Genomic DNA, 18,435 nt, shown 5'->3' on the forward strand with positions numbered 1-18,435 from the left:
CTCGGTTACTGCACTTCTTGCTGATGGTCGGGGGGACGCCGGCCGGCCCCGGGGCTCGGGGCCGGCCGGCGGCCGATCAGACGTCCTCGACGCTGGAGGGCTCGCGGCGGGACAGGTCGATGCCCAGCTCCTCCGCGGCCCGGAAAACCTCGTCGTCGGTGTCGCGCAGCTCGATCGCCTGGCCGTCGCCGGAGAGGACCTCCACGTTCAGGCAGAGCGACTGCAGCTCCTTGAGCAACACCTTGAACGACTCAGGGATGCCCGGCTCGGGGATGTTCTCGCCCTTGACGATCGCCTCGTACACCTTGACGCGGCCGAGGATGTCGTCGGACTTGATGGTGAGCAGCTCCTGCAGCGCGTAGGCCGCGCCGTAGGCCTGCATCGCCCAGCACTCCATCTCACCGAAGCGCTGGCCACCGAACTGCGCCTTACCACCCAGCGGCTGCTGCGTGATCATCGAGTAGGGGCCGGTCGACCGGGCGTGGATCTTGTCGTCCACCAGGTGCAGCAGCTTCAGGATGTAGACGTAGCCGACCGAGATCGTCTCGGGGAAGGGCTCCCCGGAGCGGCCGTCGAACAGCCGCGCCTTGCCGGTGGGCTGCACCATCCGGTTGCCGTCGCGGTTCGGGATCGTCGAGCTGAGCAGGCCGACGATCTCCTCCTCGCGGGCGCCGTCGAACACCGGGGTCGCCGTCCGGGTGCCCGGGGAGGCGGCACGCGCGGCCTCCGGCAGGTTGGCCGCCCACTCCGGGGTGCCCTCGACCTGCCAGCCGGACTTGGCGACCCACCCGAGGTGGGTCTCCAGGACCTGGCCGACGTTCATCCGGCCCGGGACGCCCAGCGGGTTCAGCACGATGTCCACCGGGGTGCCGTCCTCGAGGAACGGCATGTCCTCCTGCGGCAGGATCTTCGCGATGACGCCCTTGTTGCCGTGGCGGCCGGCGAGCTTGTCACCGTCGGAGATCTTGCGCATCTGGGCGACGTAGACCCGGATCAGCTCGTTGACACCGGCGGGCAGCTCGTCGCCGTCCTCGCGCGAGAACACGCGGACGCCGATGACCTTGCCGGACTCACCGTGCTTGACCTTGAGGCTGGTGTCGCGGACCTCGCGGGCCTTCTCACCGAAGATCGCCCGCAGCAGCCGCTCCTCGGGGGTCAGCTCGGTCTCGCCCTTGGGCGTGACCTTGCCGACGAGGATGTCGCCGGGGACGACCTCGGCGCCGATGCGGATGATGCCGCGCTCGTCGAGGTCGGCGAGGACCTCCTCGGAGACGTTCGGGATGTCCCGGGTGATCTCCTCGGCACCGAGCTTGGTGTCCCGCGCGTCGACCTCGAACTCCTCGATGTGGATCGAGGACAGGACGTCGTCCTGCACGAGGCGCTGCGACAGGATGATCGCGTCCTCGTAGTTGTGGCCCTCCCACGGCATGAAGGCGACGAGCAGGTTCTTGCCCAGCGCCATCTCACCCTGGTCGGTGCACGGACCGTCGGCGATGACCTGGCCGACCTCGACCCGCTGGCCCTCGTCGACGACGGGGGTCTGGTTGATCGAGGTGCCCTGGTTCGAACGGCGGAACTTCAGCAGCCGGTAGGTCTGCCGGGTGCCGTCGTCGGCCATGACGGTGATGTAGTCGGCGGTGGAGTCCTCGACCACACCGGCCTTCTCCGCCACGACCACGTCGCCGGCGTCGACGGCGGCACGCAGCTCCATGCCGGTGCCGACCAGCGGCGCCTCGCTGCGCAGCAGCGGGACGGCCTGGCGCTGCATGTTCGCGCCCATCAGCGCGCGGTTGGCGTCGTCGTGCTCGAGAAACGGGATCATCGCCGTCGCGACCGAGGTCATCTGCCGCGGCGAGACGTCCATGTAGTCGACGCTCTCCGGCGCGAGGTAGTCGACCTCACCGCCCTTGGTGCGGACCAGGACGCGGTCCTCGGCGAACCGGCCCTGGGCGTCCAGCGGCGAGTTGGCCTGGGCGACGACGAAGCGGTCCTCCTCGTCGGCGGTCAGGTAGTCGATCGTGTCGGTGACGACGCCGTTCTGGACCCGGCGGTACGGGGTCTCGATGAAGCCGAAGGCGTTCACCCGGCCGTACGCCGACAGCGAGCCGATCAGGCCGATGTTCGGACCCTCGGGGGTCTCGATCGGGCACATCCGGCCGTAGTGGCTCGGGTGCACGTCGCGGACCTCCATGCCGGCCCGCTCACGGGACAGACCACCCGGGCCCAGCGCCGACAGACGGCGCTTGTGGGTCAGGCCCGCGAGGGGGTTGGTCTGGTCCATGAACTGGGACAGCTGGCTGGTGCCGAAGAACTCCTTGATGGAGGCGACGACCGGCCGGATGTTGATCAGGGTCTGCGGCGTGATCGCCTCGACGTCCTGGGTCGTCATCCGCTCGCGGACGACGCGCTCCATGCGGGAGAGGCCGACCCGGATCTGGTTCTGGATGAGCTCGCCGACGGTGCGCAGCCGCCGGTTGCCGAAGTGGTCGATGTCGTCGACGCCGTGGTCGGGCTCGCCCGCGTGCAGGCGCACCACGTACTCGATGGTGGCGACGATGTCGTCCTCGGTCAGCGTCAGCGTGCCCTGGGGGACGTCGACGCCGAGCTTCTTGTTGACCTTGTAGCGGCCGACCTTGGCCAGGTCGTAGCGCTTGGCGTTGAAGAACAGGTTCTCCAGCAGCGCCTGGGCGCTCTCCCGCGTCGGCGGCTCGCCCGGCCGCAGCTTGCGGTAGATGTCCAGCAGCGCCTCGTCCTGCCCGGCGATGTGGTCCTTCTCGAGGGTGGCCAGCACCGTGGGCGACCACTGGAAGTGCTCGCGGATGCGGTCCTCGGTCCAGCCCAGCGCCTTGAGCAGCACGGTGACCGGCTGGCGGCGCTTGCGGTCGATGCGGACGCCGACGGTGTCGCGCTTGTCGACGTCGAACTCCAGCCACGCACCGCGGCTGGGGATGACCTTGGCGCTGAAGACGTCCTTGTCGGAGGTCTTGTCCAGGGTCTTGTCGAAGTAGACGCCCGGGCTGCGGACCAGCTGCGAGACGACGACGCGCTCGGTCCCGTTGATGACGAAGGTGCCCTTGTTCGTCATGATCGGGAAGTCGCCCATGAACACCGTCTGGCTCTTGATCTCGCCGGTGGTGTTGTTCATAAACTCGGCGGTGACGAACAGCGGCGCCGCGTAGGTCATGTCCTTGTCCTTGCACTCCTCGAGGGACGCCTTGACGTCCTCGAAGCGCGGGTTGGAGAAGGACAGCGACATCGAGCCGCTGAAGTCCTCGATCGGGGAGATCTCCTCGAGGATCTCGGCCAGGCCGCCGACGGCGTCGGCCTGCTCCTCCGGGGAGAGGGTGGCCCGCCACTCGGGGCTGCCGATCAGCCAGTCGAACGAGGCGGTCTGCAGGGCCAGGAGGTCCGGCACCTCGAGCGGCTCGGAAATCTTGGCGAACGAGACGCGCAGCGGCGCGCCCGGGATCTTCTGCTGGTCGGCCTCACCGGTGCGGGGGCCGGTCTGGGGGGCCTGCGACTGCTGGCCGTAGGGCCCGGAGTCGGTCGTGCGGGGGTTGATGCTGGTGGGGCGAGAGCCTGCCAAGATGCGTCCTTCCAAGGACCTCACGACGTGCGGGCGGTGGGTGCTGGTTCGTCCTGGGTCGTCGTCGGTAATGGCGGGGCTGTCCGCGTTCGTCCTGCCCGGACGGTCGATGGGCGTCCGGAGGACGGGTTCCCCCGGGCACCCCAGGCGACCCGTCTCGGCGGGCAAGCAGTCAGGGGGCAGCGCAACAGAGAACCCTACCCCTGCTGGAGCAGGCTGTCCACGTCGGGGGTCCGCGCGCGAGGGGGACCACACCCGGCAGGGGCAGCCGGCCGGCGGGGCCGGGTCGGGCCGTCGTCGACGGCTCGCTCATGATGCCAGTCCCGGGGCGGTCGTGGGGCCGCCACGCCCGGGAGTACCCCGGGAAAGACCCCGAGGAGGACCCGTCCGGCCCCTCCGACGCCGGTGCCCGCAGTGGCCGGACGGCACCGGGCCGCGGCCGTGCCGGGGTGCGGGTCCGACGCACGGACGACGCAGGGGCCGCCCTCCGGGTGGAGGACGGCCCCTGCGGGTCGTGCGGGGTGGTGCATCACCCGGCGAGCGCCGGGTGCCGGGTCACTTGACGGTGACGGTGGCGCCGGCGCCCTCGAGGGCGGCCCGGGCCTTCTCGGCGGCGTCCTTGTCGACCTTCTCCAGGATCGGCTTCGGCGCGCCGTCGACCAGGTCCTTGGCCTCCTTGAGGCCGAGCGAGGTCAGGCCGCGCACCTCCTTGATGACCTGGATCTTCTTGTCGCCGGCGCTCTCGAGGATGACGTCGAACTCGTCCTGCTCCTCGGCGGCGGGGGCACCGCCGTCGCCGGCACCACCGGCGGCCGGGGCGGCCGCGACGGCGACCGGAGCAGCGGCGGTGACCTCGAAGGTCTCCTCGAACTGCTTCACGAAGTCGGACAGCTCGAGCAGCGTCATCTCCTTGAACGCGTCGAGCAGCTCCGCGGTGGACAGCTTGGCCATGATCTCTCCTTTTGGGGTCAGTCGGTGCTGGCCGCAGCGTCCGCGGCGTCAGCGGTGTCGGTGGTGGTGTCAGCAGCTGCGCCATCCGAGGCCTGGGCGGCGGAGTCGGCGCCCTCGGCGGGCTTCTTCTCCTGCAGCGCGGCGGCCAGCCGGGCGACCTGGGACAGCGGGGCCTGGAACAGGCCCGCGGCCTTGCTGAGGTTGCCCATCATGGCGCCGGCCAGCTTGGCCAGCAGGACCTCGCGCGGCTCGACGTCGGCGAGGGCGGTGACCTCGGCCGGGCCGACCGTGCGGCCCTCGACCACGCCGCCCTTGACGACGAGCAGCGGGTTGGTGCGCGCGAAGTCACGGATGGCCTTGGCCGCGGTGACCGGGTCGCCCTCGATGAAGGCGATCGCGGTCGGGCCGTTGAGCAGCGGCGCCAGGTCGGCGTGGCCGACCTGCTCCGCGGCCCGCTTCGTCAGGGTGTTCTTGACGACGGCGTAGCTGCTGCCCTCACCGAGGGAACGGCGCAGCTGGGTCAGCTGGGCCACGGTCAGCCCGCGGTACTCCGTGAGCACCGCCGCGCTGGACGACTGGAACCGCTCGGTGATCTCGTCGATCACCGCGGCCTTCGCCTGCGTGGGCATGGGCCTCCTCTCGTCTGTCGGGCCGACCACCGGCCGGTGCACGACGGCGGGCGATCAACCGGGCCCGGAGACGAGGAACGCCCCGGCGCAGGCGCACGGGGCGAAGAACGCGGGCACACGGCGCCGCGCCGATCGAACCGTCCTCCTGCGCGGGCCGCCCGGAGTCCGGGACCTTCGATCGCACGCGGACGTGCGACGACCAGCGGTCGTGGGGGGAACGGGGTCCAGCATACATCCGGTCGAGTCGACGCCGCTGTCGCCGTCCTCAGCCGGACGCGGCCCGGGCAGCCACCCCGAGTGCCGGCAACGCACCAGGGCCCCGCCGCGCGGTGCGCGACGGGGCCCTGGTGACGTGCGGGTGCGGCCTCGTCCCGGGTCCCACCCCGAGCCTGCGAGGGGTGGGGAGGACGAGGTCCTCCCTCAGGCGGTGGGCTCGTCCACCGTCAGGTTGCGGGTGCGGTTCGGGTCGACCGGGATGCCCGGGCCCATGGTGGTGGCGATGGTGACCTTCTTCACGTACCGGCCCTTGGCGGCGGCCGGCTTGGCGCGCAGCACCTCGTCGAGGGCCGCGGCGTAGTTCTCCACCAGCTTGGTCTCGTCGAACGAGGTCTTGCCGATCACCAGGTGCAGGTTGGCCTGCTTGTCGACGCGGAAGTTGATCTTTCCGCCCTTGATGTCGTTGACCGCCTTGGTGACGTCGGGGGTCACCGTGCCGGTCTTCGGGTTCGGCATCAGGCCGCGCGGGCCGAGGATGCGCGCGATCCGGCCGACCTTGGCCATCTGGTCCGGGGTGGCGATCGCGGCGTCGAAGTCCAGGAAGCCGCCCTGGATGCGCTCGATCAGGTCGTCCGAGCCGACGACGTCGGCGCCGGCGGCCTCGGCCTCGGCGGCCTTGTCGCCGGTCGCGAAGACGATGACGCGGGCGGTCTTGCCGGTGCCGTGCGGCAGGTTCACCGTGCCCCGGACCATCTGGTCGGCCTTGCGCGGGTCGACGCCCAGGCGCATGGCCACCTCGACGGTGGCGTCGTACGCCGTCGGCGACGTCTCCTTGGCCAGGGAGGCCGCCTGCAGCGGGGTGTAGAGGTTCTCGCGGTCGACCTTCGCCGCGACCTCGCGGTACTTCTTGCCGTGCTTCGCCATGGTGGTTCCTCTCCCCCGGCACCTCGGCCGGGAGTCGTGTGGTGCACGGGCCTGGCGGGGCCCTCCCACTGGTGCTCGAACGGGTCCTCCGTGGGACCCGCTGGTGGAACGCCGCCGGAGCCCGGCGGCTTCCCTCAGCCCTGGACGGTGATGCCCATCGACCGGGCGGTGCCGGCGATGATCTTCTCCGCCTCGTCGAGGGAGTTGGCGTTCAGGTCCTGCATCTTGGTCTGCGCGATCTCGCGGACCTGGTCACGCGTGACGGTGGCGACCTTGGTCTTGTGCGGCTCGCCGGAGCCCTTCTCCACACCGGCCGCCTTGAGCAGCATGCGGGCCGCGGGCGGGGTCTTGGTGACGAAGGTGAACGAGCGGTCCTCGTAGACCGAGATCTCGACCGGGATCACGTTGCCGCGCTGCGACTCCGTGGCGGCGTTGTACGCCTTGCAGAACTCCATGATGTTGACGCCGTGCTGGCCCAGCGCCGGACCGACGGGCGGCGCGGGGGTGGCCGCACCGGCGTTGATCTGGAGCTTGATGACCGCGGTCAACCGCTTCCTGGGGGGCATGACTTCCTTCTGTTTCCTCGTGGACGAGTCGGTGCGGTTCGGCCTCGCTGCAGGGGCCCGCCGCGAGCGTGCGAACGGTGGGGGCAGCGAGGTCCTACAGCTTCTGGACCTGGTTGAACGACAGCTCGACCGGCGTCTCGCGGCCGAAGATGGAGACCAGCACCTGCAGCTTCTGCTGCTCGGCGTTGATCTCGTTGATCGTGGCCGGCAGGGTGGCGAACGGGCCGTCCATGACGGTGACCGACTCGCCCACCTCGAAGTCGACGACGGTGGTCGGGGCGGCCGTGGTGGCGGTGCTCGTCGTCTCCGCCGCCTTGGTCGTCTGCGGGCCGGCCGCGGGGGCCAGCAGGCTGACGACCTCGTCGATGCTCAGCGGCGAGGGGCGCGACGTCGCCCCCACGAAGCCGGTGACGCCGGGGGTATTGCGGACCGCGCCCCAGGACTCGTCGTTGAGGTCCATGCGGACGAGCAGGTAGCCGGGCAGCTTCTTCCGGTTGACCTGGGTGCGCTTGCCGTTCTTGATCTCGGTGACCTCCTCGGTGGGCACCTCGATCTGGAAGATGTAGTCCTCCATGTCCAGCGACTGGATGCGCGACTCCAGGTTGGTCTTCACCTTGTTCTCGTAGCCGGCGTACGAGTGGATGACGTACCAGTCGCCGAACTGGCCGCGCAGCACCTTGCGCATCGCCTCGGCCGGGTCGGCCTCCTCGTCGTCCTCGGTCTGGTCACCCAGTCCGTCGAGGTCGGAGGACCCCGCCGGAGCGGCCAGCGGGTCGGTGGTCAGGCTGTCGGGGTCACCGCTCTCCACGTCGGGCGCCACGTCGGCCACGCCGGTGAGGGCGTCCTGGTCGGCGGTGTCGACGGAGCCCTCGGCAGCCCCGGTCTCGCCGGCGCCGGTCTCGACGTCCGTGGTGCCGCGCACGTCGAAGCGGGCGTCGTCGAGGTCGGTGGCCGGGACGGCGCTGTCGGTCTCGAAGGGCTCGCGGGGGTCGGTCACGGTGTCTCTTCCTTGTCGGTGGTGCAGGCGCGGGTGGGCTCAGCCGAAGACGGCGAGCACGCCCTGGGCGAAGAGGAGGTCCAGGCCGGCCACCAGCGCGACGATGAAGGCCACGAAGACGATGACGACGGTCGTGTAGGTGATCAGCTCGCGGCGCCCCGGCCAGATGACCTTGCGCAGCTCGGCGACGACCTCGCGGAGGAACCGGCGGATGCTGCGCCGCTGCCGCGCCTCGGCGGCGCGTTCGCGCTCGGCGGCGGCCCGCGACCGGGTCGGACCGCCCTCGGGTGCCCGGCCGGCGGGACGCGACGGCGTGCGCTCGCGAGCGGCCCGGCGGGAGCGGGGGGCCGGCTCGTCGTCCTCGTCGTCCCCGGCGGTGATCCGGCCGCCGCGGCGGGCACCGGTCTGCCGCGCGGCCACGACCTTGTCCTCGTCGCTCTGGGCCTCGGCAGCGACCTCGGCCTCGGCGGCCTCCAGCTCGGCGGCGTCGGCCACGCCCGGCGCCTCGCGGTCGAGCTGCTCGTCGGTCAGCTCGGCGTCGGAGGCGGCGCGGGGGTCGCCCTCGCGTGCCGGCTTCTCGTCGCTCACTGCGCCTCGCTCGCCTCGCTGGTGGTGGCCGTTGTCCTCGGGCCGACGGTCGGTGGTCGTGCTGTCGTACGGGTCGTGCACGTCGCCGGCGGGGAGCCGGCGGCACGGGCAGGGGTGACAGGACTTGAACCTGCAGCCTGCGGTTTTGGAGACCGCTGCTCTGCCAATTGAGCTACACCCCTTGAAGGACCCCGTCCTCCCCACCCTTCGCAGGCTCAGGGTGGGACCCGGGACGGAGCCGCCCGGGACCGCGTGGCCCGCTCCGCGCGGCACCGTCCCCCGCGAGGGGTTCCGGGGCACGCCGGTGGCGGGGTCAGTGGCCCCAGGACAGCCAGTGTACGGGACCGCGGAGGACGCCGACCAACGTGCCGGGTGAGGACTCCCGACGCGTCGGGCAGGAGGGCGCCGGCGGGGTCGGAGCCGGGAGCGGAGGCGACCGCGCACACCGTCCTCCGACATGATGGGGCCATGACCGCCGTCTCCCCGTCGGAGTCCGCTGCCCCGTCCCCCGGGCCGTCGCCCGCCGCCCGGCGCATCTCCCGCCGCATCGCCGCGATCGCCGAGTCGGCGACGCTGGCGGTGGACGCCAAGGCCAAGGCGCTCAAGGCCGCGGGCAAGCCGGTGATCGGCTTCGGTGCCGGTGAGCCGGACTTCCCCACGCCGGACTACATCGTCGAGGCGGCCGTCGCCGCGTGCCGCCAGCCGGCGATGCACCGCTACACCCCCGCGGGTGGGCTGCCGGCGCTCAAGGAGGCGATCGTCGCCAAGACCGCCCGCGACTCGGGGCTGCAGGTCACCCCGGCGAACGTGCTGGTGACCAACGGCGGCAAGCAGGCCGTGTACGAGGCCTTCGCCACGATGCTCGACCCGGGCGACGAGGTGCTGCTGCCCGCGCCGTTCTGGACCACCTACCCCGAGGCGATCGCCCTGGCCGGGGGCGTGCCGGTGCCGGTCGTGGCCGACGAGGAGAGCGGCTACCTGGTGTCGGTGGCCCAGCTCGAGGCCGCCCGGACGCCGCGCACCAAGGTCCTGCTGTTCTGCTCGCCGTCCAACCCGACCGGCGCGGTGTACCCGCCGGAGCTGGTCGAGGAGATCGGCCGCTGGGCGTACGAGAACGGGCTGTGGGTGCTCACCGACGAGATCTACGAGCACCTCACCTACGACGGTGCGACGGCGCCGTCGTTGCCGGTCGTCGTCCCGGAGCTCGCCGACCGCTGCGTCGTCGTCAACGGGGTCGCCAAGACCTACGCGATGACCGGCTGGCGGGTGGGTTGGGTCGTCGGGCCCGCCGACGTCGTCAAGGCCGCCACGAACCTGCAGTCGCACGCCACCTCGAACGTGGCCAACGTGTCGCAGGCGGCCGCGGTCGCCGCGCTGACCGGTGACCTGTCGGCCGCGGCCGCGATGCGGGAGGCCTTCGACCGGCGGCGGCGCACGATCGTGTCGATGCTGCGCGAGATCCCCGGGGTGGCCTGCCCCGAGCCGCGCGGCGCGTTCTACGTCTACCCGTCGGTCAAGGCCCTGCTGGGCCGGCCGATCGCCGGCCGGATGGCGGAGGACAGCGTGCAGCTGGCCGAGATCGTCCTCGAGGAGGCGGAGGTCGCCGTCGTCCCCGGGGAGGCCTTCGGCACGCCGGGCTACCTGCGGATGTCCTACGCCCTCGGCGACGACGACCTGGTCGAGGGCGTGACCCGGATGCAGCGACTGCTCGGCTCGGCCGGCTGAGGGCAGACAGGGCCCTCCTACTCGTCGAGGGCGCCTGCCTCGGCGAGGACGTCGAGCGCCGCGGGCAGGTGCGCCAACGCTCGCGCGACGTCGTCCGGGGTGGCGATCGTCCACGCGTTGGCGTCGACGTAGCAGCGCAGGGCGGCGTCGAACGCCTCGGCGCCCGCGGCCTCGCGGGCGGTCACGAGCGCGGCGCCGCCCTTGCCGTACACCCGGCGGAAGTACTCCGCGGCGCTGTCGAACTGGTCCATCGCGGCGCCCACCTCACCGGGCGTGCCCAGCGCCCCCGCCGCGGCCTCCTCGGACACCGGGAAGGCGACGGACTCGGCGTAGGTGGCGAACGCCTCGTCCAGCCACGGATCGCGGAACTGGGAGTCGCCGACCATCCCGTAGAACCACATGTGCGCGACCTCGTGCAGCAGCACGCGCCGGTCGGCGCCGGCCAGCAGGATCGAGCTCGGGTACTCGATGCCGCCGCCCTCGATCGGCAGCAGCGGCACGGTGAGCGTGCCGTACGGGAAGGGGCCGAAGCGGGCCTCGAGCTGGTCGATCGCGGCCAGGGTCCACGTGGTGAGCTCCCGGGCCGGGACGTCCGCGCCCGGCAGCACGCCGGTCGTCACCTCGACCCCGCCCCCGCCGGTGGCGCTCGCGGTGTCGAACTGGCCCACGGTGACGCTCACGTCCCGGGCGACCGGCTCGACCGAGGTCCAGGTGCGCCGGCCGTCCTGCGGCGCGGAGGGTGCGGCCTGGTCGCCGGTCATGAGCACGGTGAGCGCCTCGGGGACCGAGACCCGGACGGTCGTCTCGGCGACGGGGCTCGTCGCGGTCTCGCCCGGGAGGCCGACGAACGGGTCGCGGGCCCAGCCGACACCGGGCTGCCAGGCCAGCAGCGGCGCGCCGCTGGCCCACCAGGAGACGCCGTCGGCCGCGCCCACGCGTTCGAAGTCGCCCTCCCCGAGGGTGAGCGTGAAGTCCAGGGCCACCTCGGTCGCCTCCCCGGCAGGGAGCTCCTCGCCCAGGCGGACGACGAACAGGCCACCCGGGCCGTCGGCCCCGGCCTCCTCGTAGCCGCTGCCGGCGACGTCGTCCCCGCGCGCGGCGTCGACGACCAGGCGGTTGCCGGCCGCGGCCGGCCCGGGCCCGTTGGGGACCAGCCGGAAGACCAGTTCGTCGGTGGGCAGGTCGGGGGTGAAGACGACGGTCTCGGTGCCGGTGACCGTGCGCAGGTCGTCGTCCAGCCGGAGGTCCAGCTCGACGACCGGTCGGTCGGGGTCGGGCTCGGCGCGCTGTGCGCAGTCGCCCTCGGTCGGCGTCGTGGCGGGCGGCGGGGCCGACCGTTCGGCGGCGAGGGTGTCGACGAAGGAGGCTCCGCAGCCGGGGAGCAGCAGGACGGCACCGAGCGCGAGCAGGTGCCGCCGCGCGGTCACGCCAGCTGGACGGTGGCGCGGGCCAGCGAGAGCACCTTCTCGCCGCCGCTGGTGACGGTCAGGTCGACGCGGGCGCGGCCGTCCTCGCCCAGGGCGCCGACCTTGCCGCGGACGGTCACCTGGGCACCGGTGCCGTCGTCGGGGACGACGACCGGCCGACCGAACCGCACGTGGTACTCGACCAGGGCGCCCGGGTCGCCGGCCCAGGCGGTGACCGCGCGCGCGGCCAGCGCCATGGTGAGCATCCCGTGCGCGATCACGCCGGGCAGGCCGACCTCGGTGGCCACCCGCTCGTTCCAGTGGATGGGGTTGAAGTCACCGGAGGCGCCGGCGTAGCGGACGAGGTCGGCCCGCGTGACGGGGTAGGTCTGCTCGGGCAGCTCGGTGCCGACGGCGACGTCGGCGGCCCGCACCGTGGCGGTCACCGTGCCCTCCCTTCGCTCCCGATCGGCGGAGCCGGCGGTGGTGCGGAGTCGCTCACGCGGTCCCCCGGGCGACGAGCATCGAGGTGGCCGCGCAGACCGGTTCGCCGTCCTCCGTGGCGACGTCCACGCGGGTGGTGAGCAGGTCGTTGCCGCCGACGCTGCGCACGGCCTCGATGACGGGCGTGGCGACGAGACGGTCACCGGCGCGGATGGGCCGGTGGTGGGTGAAGCGCTGCTCGCCGTGGACGACGCGGCTGTAGTCGAGTGCGACGTCGGGGTCCTCGACGACGACACCGGCCGCCGAGAGCGTCAGGGCGATGGCGAAGGTGGGCGGGGCGATCACGTCGGGGTACCCGGCCGCGCGGGCGGCCTCGGGGTCCCGGTGCACCGGGTCGGCCGCACCGATGGCGTCGGCGAACTCGGCGATCTTCTGCCGGCCGACCTCGTAGACGGCGGAGGGCGGGTAGCTGCGCCCGACCAGTGCCGGATCGAGCGCCATGCTCCCGCCCTCCCTCTCGACGACGCGCTGGTTCAGCGGGTCTCGCGGTGCACGGTGTGCTTGCGGTCCTTGGGGCAGAACTTCTTCAGCTCGAGCCGGTCGGGGTCGTTCCGCCGGTTCTTGCGCGTGATGTAGTTCCGGCTCTTGCACTCCTGGCAGGCCAGGGTGATCTTCGGACGGATGTCGGTGGCTGCCACGGGGCGCTCCTCGCCTTGTCGGGACCGGGCCGGGCCCGGGGACGCGCGAGCGGGTGCCCGCACGGTGCTGCAACACGCCGACGGACCCCGGGTGAGCGGGGTCCGTCGAGAGTAGCGGTGACCGGATTTGAACCGGTGACACAGCGATTATGAGCCGCTTGCTCTGCCTGGCTGAGCTACACCGCCGGACGTGACCGTGCGGCCCGGTCTCGGCGACCGGGCCGAGCGGCCACTGTGTTGTTCCAGAGCCCCTTTACGGAATCGAACCGTAGACCTTCTCCTTACCATGGAGACGCTCTGCCGACTGAGCTAAAGGGGCGGGCTTCGAGCCGTCAGGAACTCTACCTGACGCCTGGAGGGGTCTGGCGCAGGGGGGTCCCGGCGCGCTCAGGAGCGCACGAACAGGCGCCGGTGCGGCGTGCCCGGCACGGCGGAGCGCACGCCGGTGCGGGCCAGGATCCAGCTCTCCAGCCGCTCGTCGGGCAGTGGCCTGCTGACCAGGAAGCCCTGCAGCTTGTCGCAGCCCATCTCGGCCAGCAGGTTGCGCGTCAGCTCGTCCTCGACGCCCTCGGCGACGACCCGCAGGCCCAGGTTGTGCGCCAGCTCGATGATCGAGCGGGCGATGAACGACTCGCCCTGGCTGGTGGCCATCCCCAGCACGAAGGACTTGTCGATCTTCACCTCGTCGATGGGCAGCTGGCGCAGCTGGGACAGCGAGGAGTAGCCGGTGCCGAAGTCGTCCATGGACAGCCGCAGGCCCAGGGCGTGCAGGTCGGCCAGGACGGTGCCGCTGCGCACCGAGTCGTCGACGACGCTGCCCTCGGTGAGCTCCAGGATCAGCAGCTCACCGGGGACGGCGTGGCGGCGCAGGGCGCGCCGCACCCGGTCGACCAGGTCGGGCTCGGTGAGGCAGCGGGCCGAGAGGTTGACCGCCACCGACAGCGCGATGTCCTGGTCCAGCCACCTCCGGCAGCGGGCCAGCGCCAGGTCGAGCACGTAGTCGGTCAGCGGGCCGATCCGGCCGATCTGCTCGGCCAGGTGGATGAACTCGTCCGGCGCGATCGACCCGTAGCGCGGGTGGGCCCAGCGCACCAGGGTCTCCACCGAGACGATGTCGGAGGTGCGGGCGTCGATGATCGGCTGGAAGACGACGCTGATGTCGCCGTCGGCCATGGCCTGCTCGAGCTCGGTGCCCAGCTGCAGGCGGCGCAGGCTCTGCTGGTCGAGCACCGGGTGGTAGCTGGCCACGCCGCTCTTGCCGGCGCCGGCGAGCAGGGCGACGTCGGCCCGTTGCATGAGCGTGCCGGCGTCGGTGCCGTGCACCGGCGCGGCGGCGACGCCGATGGTCAGCGTCACCTCGAGGTCCAGGCCCGCGACCCGGGCGCGGGTCGAGGTCGCCTCACGCAGTCGGCGTGCGGCCCGCTCGGTCGCGGGCAGCGACAGCCCGGGCAGCAGGACGGCGAACTGCTCGCCCTCCATGCGGGCCAGGAGCGCCTGCGGCGGCGCGTGCTCCCGCAGCAGGCCGGCGGTGACCAGCAGCAGCTCGTCGCTGGCGGCGTGGCCGAGCGTGTCGGTGACCTCGGCGTAGTTGTCCAGCGAGGCGAGGATGAGGCCCGCCCGCCCGCCGACCGGGTCCTCGGCGAGCAGCTGGTCGATCTCGGCCGCGAGCCGCTGCCGGTTGGGCAGACCGGTGAGCCGGTCGTGGTCGGCGTCGTAGCGGATCTGGGTCAGGAGCTGCTGCTGCCGGATCGCGGCGTTGATGTGCGTGAGCATGGAGTCCAGGGCGCCCCGGTCGCCGTCGCCGAAGGTGACGACGTCGTTCCGTCGGTCGCAGACCTCGAGGTAGCCCGGTTCTCCCGCAGCGGTGGTCACCGGCGCGGCGAGGACGTCCTCGGCACCCCGCCTCGACAGGGCGGCCGCCTCGGCCTCCGTGGCCCGGGCGAGCGAGATCAGGACCGGGCCACCGCCGTGGGCCCCCTCGGTGGCCCGCCGGCGGAAGAGGTCGTCGGGGTCACCGGGGCCGTCGTACCAAGCACGACCGTCCTCCGCCGCGACGAGCAGCCGCGGCTCCTCGTCCAGGTAGGGCGGCAGCCACAGGGCCACGCGGTCGGCGTTGAGCAACTCCTTGACGGCTTCGACGATCTGCCGGGTCCCGTCCGCGTGAGAGCTGACCTGCTCCACGCGCCGGGCGAACTCGTAGACGCGCTCGAGGATCTGGCTCTCCCGCGTGACCGCGCCGAACCGGCGGTACAGGAGGGCGAGAGTGAGCACGAGCGGCAGGATGAGCAGCCACGCCCACGGGGTGACGTGGATCAGGAGCAGGAGGGCGAGGCCGACGACGACGGCCATGGGACTGACCAGGACGACGGGGATGAACAGGCTGGTCCAGATGGCCCGTCCGGGATAGCCCTGCGTGAGCGTGATGGCGGCCGCGAGGCACAGCGCGCCGACCGCATTCGCCGCGAAGATGGCCACCAGATAGGAGAGCCAGGTCGCAGGCGAGGAGATCGGGCCCACGGGTACGAGGTCGAGGACCACGACGGCCACACATGCCTCGAGGACGGACATGCCGACGTTGAAGGTGCCCTTGGCAGCCGGGTAGCGCTGCGCGACCAGGACGGCACCCACCGCGGCCCCTCGCGCCAGAGCCGCCCACGTCCCGCCGATCTCGACCAGCGCCACCACGAGGGCGAGCTCGCTCGCGGACCAGGCGACGCCCTGTCCGCGGAACTCGAACTGGAGGCTGAAGACCTCGGCGGCCACCATGCCGACGAAGACCACGACGAAGAGGCGGAAGTCGAAAGCCTCGGTGTGGTGCGGCAGGATCGTCGCCACGGCAACGCACGCAACAGCGACGACGACTGCGGCGGCGAACCAGGGGTTCCGCAACGCCGACAGCCGAATCGCCTTGCGGACCTCAGCACTCGCCACTGATGACCTGCGTTCGTAGGGGCTGGACAAACAGGCCGAGGCTAGCAGCGGCAGAGCCGGCATCCAGCGCTCCTGACCCGGATGAGGGAGGAGGCCCCAGCGGCCACCCCCTCCGGGTCGCGCAGGTCAGCTCTGCGCGTCGCGGTTCCAGCGACCGCCCCGGTTCCACCGACCGCCCCGGTTCCACCGGCCACCCCGGTTCCACCGGCCACCGCGCTGCACGTCGTTGCTCATGACGCCTCCTCAGGCATGAAGGACTGCTTGCTCTGTCAGGGGCAGTCGTCCAGGCGCGGGGGCAGAGCGTTGGGTACGGACCGCGCCGGAGAGATTGCTGCCCGTCACCCGTTGGTGGCAAGCACCGTGGAACTCCCCGACACGAATGGGTGTCATGCCGTCACACACTGTTGCGACATGTGACCCTGTGTACCTCGATCGGGGTACACGTGTGCCTCCTGCGTCGCCGGAGGGCTGAGGGTCGGCCGGGACCCGGCTCCGCCGGCGTGTCGGGGTGGGTCCACAACCCAGGACGCGGCCGACCGGCATTCCCCCGATCGGGTCCACAGCTCTCCACAGCGCCGTCCACAGCTCGTGGACAGGCCGGGAGGACACCTACGCTGCGCCGCGTGCGACAGGACGGGGACGACGCCGAGCGCGGCTCGACGCTGCCGCTGGTCCTGGTGTGCTGGCTGGTCGCCGCGCTCATGGCGTTCGGCGCGATCGCGGCGTCCGACGCGTTCCTCGAGCAGCAGCAGGTGCAGTCGGTCTGCGACGGCGCCGCGTTGGCAGCGGCCAATGCCACCGACGAGGCGGCCCTCTACGCCACCGGCGTCGGGACGACGCTGCCACTGACCCGGGCCAGCACGCAGGCGGCGGTGGCCGACCAGCTGGCCGACGGCGGGACGGCGCTGCACTCCTGGTCCACCGAGACCGACGGGGTCGAGGTCACGGTGCGGTGCACGCGCTTCGTGGAGATCGCGTTCGGCTGGCTCTTCCTCGGCGGGCAGCCGCTGGAGCGCACCGCCGTCGCCGGCGCCCGCGCCCCGACCACCCCCTGAGACGCGCCCTCCCCACCAACGGCAGCGGCCCCCGACCTCTGCCGAGGTCGGGGGCCGCACGTACCGGGTGGCGGGTGAAGGATTCGAACCTTCGTAGGCTAAGCCGACGGATTTACAGTCCGCTCCCATTGGCCACTCGGGCAACCCGCCGTGGTGGTACCGGGAGATCGTACAAGACAGCGGAGACCGGCCTCGGTGGTGGCTCCAGGGACGCGCCGCGACCGGTGGACGACAGAGGACAAGGAGCAACCGACACATGGCCGACTCGTCGTTCGACGTGGTGAGCAAGGTCGACCGCCAGGAGGTCGACAACGCCCTCAACCAGGCCGCCAAGGAGCTCTCGCAGCGCTTCGACTTCCGCGGTACCAACGCGACCATCGCCTGGGCCGGCGAGGAGGGCGTCACCCTGCAGGCCGACACCGAGGAGCGGGTCTCGGCCGCGCTCGAGGTGTTCAAGGAGAAGCTGGTCAAGCGGAACATCTCGCTGAAGTCGCTCGACGCCGGCGAGCCGCAGTCCTCCGGCAAGTCGTACAAGATCGGGGCCCGCATCAAGCAGGGCATCGAGTCCGACACGGCCAAGAAGATCGCCAAGATCATCCGGGACGAGGGACCCAAGGGCGTCCAGGCCCAGATCCAGGGCGACCAGCTGCGGGTCAGCGGCAAGAAGCGCGACGACCTGCAGGCGGTCCAGCAGCTGCTGCGCAGCAAGGACCTCGACGTCGCCCTGCAGTTCGACAACTACAGGTGACGGCCCCGTCCTAAGCCGGCGGAGGGTGGGGAGGACGGGGTCCTCCTCGCTGGGCCCGCCTCGGGGAACGAGGGGCGGAGGGCGAGCGGGTCCTCACCCGAGCTCCCGGGCCATCCGCTCCAGGCGGGCGATGCGCTCGGGCATCGGCGGGTGGGTGGCGAACATCGAGGCCAGGCCCTGGCCGCGGAACGGGTTGGCGATCATCAGGTGGCTCTGGGTCACCAGCCGGTCCTCCTGGGGCAGCGGCCGGGCGGCCGCACCGGCGCCGATCTTGCGCAGCGCGGAGGCCAGCGCCAGCGGGTCCTGCGACAGCAGCGCACCGGATGCGTCGGCCTGGTACTCGCGGCTGCGGCTGACCGCCATCTGCACCAGGCCCGCGGCCAGCGGGCCGAGGAACACCAGCAGCAGGCTGCCGAGGGCGTTGCCGCCCCCGCGGTCGTCCTCCGACCGCCCGCCGAACAGCGAGGCGAACATCGCCATGTGCGCCAGGTAGGTGATCACCGTGGCCATCGCGCCGGCGACCGAGCTGATCAGGATGTCGCGGTTGTAGACGTGCGAGAGCTCGTGGGCGAGCACGCCGCGCAGCTCCCGGCGGTCGAGCAGCTCGAGGATCCCCTGGGTGACGCAGACGGCCGCGTTGCGCGGGTTGCGGCCGGTCGCGAAGGCGTTGGGCTGGTCGGTGGGGCTGACGTAGAGCCGCGGCATCGGCTGCCGGGCCTCGGTGGCCAGGTCGCGCACCATCGCGTAGAGCTGCGGCGCCTGGGTCTCGGTCACCGGGAACGCCCGCATGGCCCGCAGGGCGAGCTTGTCCGAGTTGAAGTAGGCGTAGCCGTTGACCGCGAGGGCGACGACCAGGGCCACGAGCAGTCCACCCCGGCCGCCGACCAGGGCACCGGCGGCCAGGATGAGCCCGCCCATCAGGCCGAGGAGCACCGCGGTCTTGAGTCCGTTGCTCCAGCGCTGCACGTCCC

The 18,435-nt window shown here is 72.1% G+C and carries 16 protein-coding genes and 4 tRNA genes; 3 read left to right on the plus strand and 17 right to left on the minus strand.

Annotated features, from left to right (window positions below):
* Positions 1-76: 76 nt before the first annotated feature.
* The 8 genes from rpoB to ACI79G_RS19860 all read right to left on the minus strand — a co-directional run bounded on the left by rpoB (position 77) and on the right by ACI79G_RS19860 (position 8,639).
* Positions 77-3,586 (minus strand): DNA-directed RNA polymerase subunit beta, encoded by a 3,510-nt coding sequence (gene rpoB, locus ACI79G_RS19825; protein WP_456882789.1) that lies wholly within the window; start codon positions 3,584-3,586, stop codon positions 77-79.
* A 555-nt stretch (positions 3,587-4,141) separates the two neighbouring features.
* Positions 4,142-4,537 (minus strand): 50S ribosomal protein L7/L12, encoded by a 396-nt coding sequence (gene rplL, locus ACI79G_RS19830; RefSeq protein ID WP_456882790.1) that lies wholly within the window; start codon positions 4,535-4,537, stop codon positions 4,142-4,144.
* A gap of 17 nt (positions 4,538-4,554) precedes the next feature.
* On the minus strand, positions 4,555-5,166 hold the full coding sequence (gene rplJ, locus ACI79G_RS19835; RefSeq protein ID WP_456882791.1) for a 50S ribosomal protein L10: 612 nt from the start codon (positions 5,164-5,166) through the stop codon (positions 4,555-4,557).
* A gap of 420 nt (positions 5,167-5,586) precedes the next feature.
* The gene (gene rplA, locus ACI79G_RS19840) at positions 5,587-6,306 is read right to left on the minus strand and encodes a 50S ribosomal protein L1 (RefSeq protein ID WP_456882792.1); all 720 of its coding nucleotides are present in this window, start codon (positions 6,304-6,306) and stop codon (positions 5,587-5,589) included.
* 134 nt (positions 6,307-6,440) lie between these two features.
* Positions 6,441-6,872, minus strand: coding sequence for a 50S ribosomal protein L11 (rplK, locus tag ACI79G_RS19845; RefSeq protein WP_091213447.1), 432 nt, complete (start codon positions 6,870-6,872; stop codon positions 6,441-6,443).
* A 94-nt stretch (positions 6,873-6,966) separates the two neighbouring features.
* Entirely contained in the window at positions 6,967-7,869 is a 903-nt protein-coding gene (gene nusG / locus ACI79G_RS19850) for a transcription termination/antitermination protein NusG (RefSeq protein WP_456882793.1), read from the minus strand.
* Between the two features lie 39 nt (positions 7,870-7,908).
* Positions 7,909-8,457: a preprotein translocase subunit SecE gene (gene secE, locus ACI79G_RS19855; protein WP_456882794.1), complete on the minus strand. Its 549-nt coding sequence runs from the start codon at positions 8,455-8,457 to the stop codon at positions 7,909-7,911.
* A 109-nt stretch (positions 8,458-8,566) separates the two neighbouring features.
* Positions 8,567-8,639 (minus strand) — tRNA-Trp (locus ACI79G_RS19860).
* A 286-nt stretch (positions 8,640-8,925) separates the two neighbouring features.
* Between ACI79G_RS19860 and ACI79G_RS19865 the strand changes: the two genes are divergently transcribed.
* The gene (locus tag ACI79G_RS19865) at positions 8,926-10,182 is read left to right on the plus strand and encodes a pyridoxal phosphate-dependent aminotransferase (RefSeq protein ID WP_456882795.1); all 1,257 of its coding nucleotides are present in this window, start codon (positions 8,926-8,928) and stop codon (positions 10,180-10,182) included.
* A 17-nt stretch (positions 10,183-10,199) separates the two neighbouring features.
* Here ACI79G_RS19865 and ACI79G_RS19870 read toward each other — a convergent pair whose 3' ends face one another.
* The 7 genes from ACI79G_RS19870 to ACI79G_RS19900 all read right to left on the minus strand — a co-directional run bounded on the left by ACI79G_RS19870 (position 10,200) and on the right by ACI79G_RS19900 (position 15,565).
* The gene (locus ACI79G_RS19870; protein WP_456882796.1) at positions 10,200-11,609 is read right to left on the minus strand and encodes a M1 family aminopeptidase; all 1,410 of its coding nucleotides are present in this window, start codon (positions 11,607-11,609) and stop codon (positions 10,200-10,202) included.
* A complete protein-coding gene (locus ACI79G_RS19875; protein WP_456882797.1) occupies positions 11,606-12,034 on the minus strand; it encodes a MaoC family dehydratase in 429 nt (142 codons plus the stop codon). Before ACI79G_RS19875 ends, ACI79G_RS19870 begins: the two co-directional genes overlap by 4 nt.
* Positions 12,035-12,086: 52 nt before the next feature.
* On the minus strand, positions 12,087-12,533 hold the full coding sequence (locus ACI79G_RS19880) for an FAS1-like dehydratase domain-containing protein (RefSeq protein ID WP_456882798.1): 447 nt from the start codon (positions 12,531-12,533) through the stop codon (positions 12,087-12,089).
* 32 nt (positions 12,534-12,565) lie between these two features.
* Complete coding sequence (rpmG, locus tag ACI79G_RS19885; protein WP_091156778.1) at positions 12,566-12,730, minus strand: 50S ribosomal protein L33; 165 nt, start codon at positions 12,728-12,730, stop codon at positions 12,566-12,568.
* A gap of 112 nt (positions 12,731-12,842) precedes the next feature.
* Positions 12,843-12,916, minus strand: a tRNA-Met gene (locus ACI79G_RS19890).
* Between the two features lie 60 nt (positions 12,917-12,976).
* Positions 12,977-13,049, minus strand: a tRNA-Thr gene (locus ACI79G_RS19895).
* A 68-nt stretch (positions 13,050-13,117) separates the two neighbouring features.
* Positions 13,118-15,565 (minus strand): putative bifunctional diguanylate cyclase/phosphodiesterase, encoded by a 2,448-nt coding sequence (locus ACI79G_RS19900; RefSeq protein WP_456882799.1) that lies wholly within the window; start codon positions 15,563-15,565, stop codon positions 13,118-13,120.
* A gap of 719 nt (positions 15,566-16,284) precedes the next feature.
* On the opposite strand from ACI79G_RS19900, the gene ACI79G_RS19905 reads away from it, so the two are divergent.
* Complete coding sequence (locus ACI79G_RS19905; RefSeq protein WP_456882800.1) at positions 16,285-16,716, plus strand: pilus assembly protein TadG-related protein; 432 nt, start codon at positions 16,285-16,287, stop codon at positions 16,714-16,716.
* Positions 16,717-16,784: 68 nt separating this feature from the next.
* On the opposite strand, the gene ACI79G_RS19910 is transcribed toward ACI79G_RS19905, so the two are convergent.
* Positions 16,785-16,866 (minus strand) — tRNA-Tyr (locus ACI79G_RS19910).
* Positions 16,867-16,972: 106 nt separating this feature from the next.
* Here ACI79G_RS19910 and ACI79G_RS19915 point away from each other — a divergent pair.
* Positions 16,973-17,464, plus strand: a complete 492-nt coding sequence (locus ACI79G_RS19915; RefSeq protein ID WP_091213463.1) for a YajQ family cyclic di-GMP-binding protein — start codon at positions 16,973-16,975, stop codon at positions 17,462-17,464.
* 93 nt (positions 17,465-17,557) lie between these two features.
* Here the strand turns inward: ACI79G_RS19915 and htpX are convergent, their stop codons facing one another.
* Positions 17,558-18,430, minus strand: a complete 873-nt coding sequence (htpX, locus tag ACI79G_RS19920) for a zinc metalloprotease HtpX (RefSeq protein ID WP_456882801.1) — start codon at positions 18,428-18,430, stop codon at positions 17,558-17,560.
* Positions 18,431-18,435: the final 5 nt, after the last annotated feature.

The organism is Geodermatophilus sp. SYSU D00779, assembly GCF_054050595.1.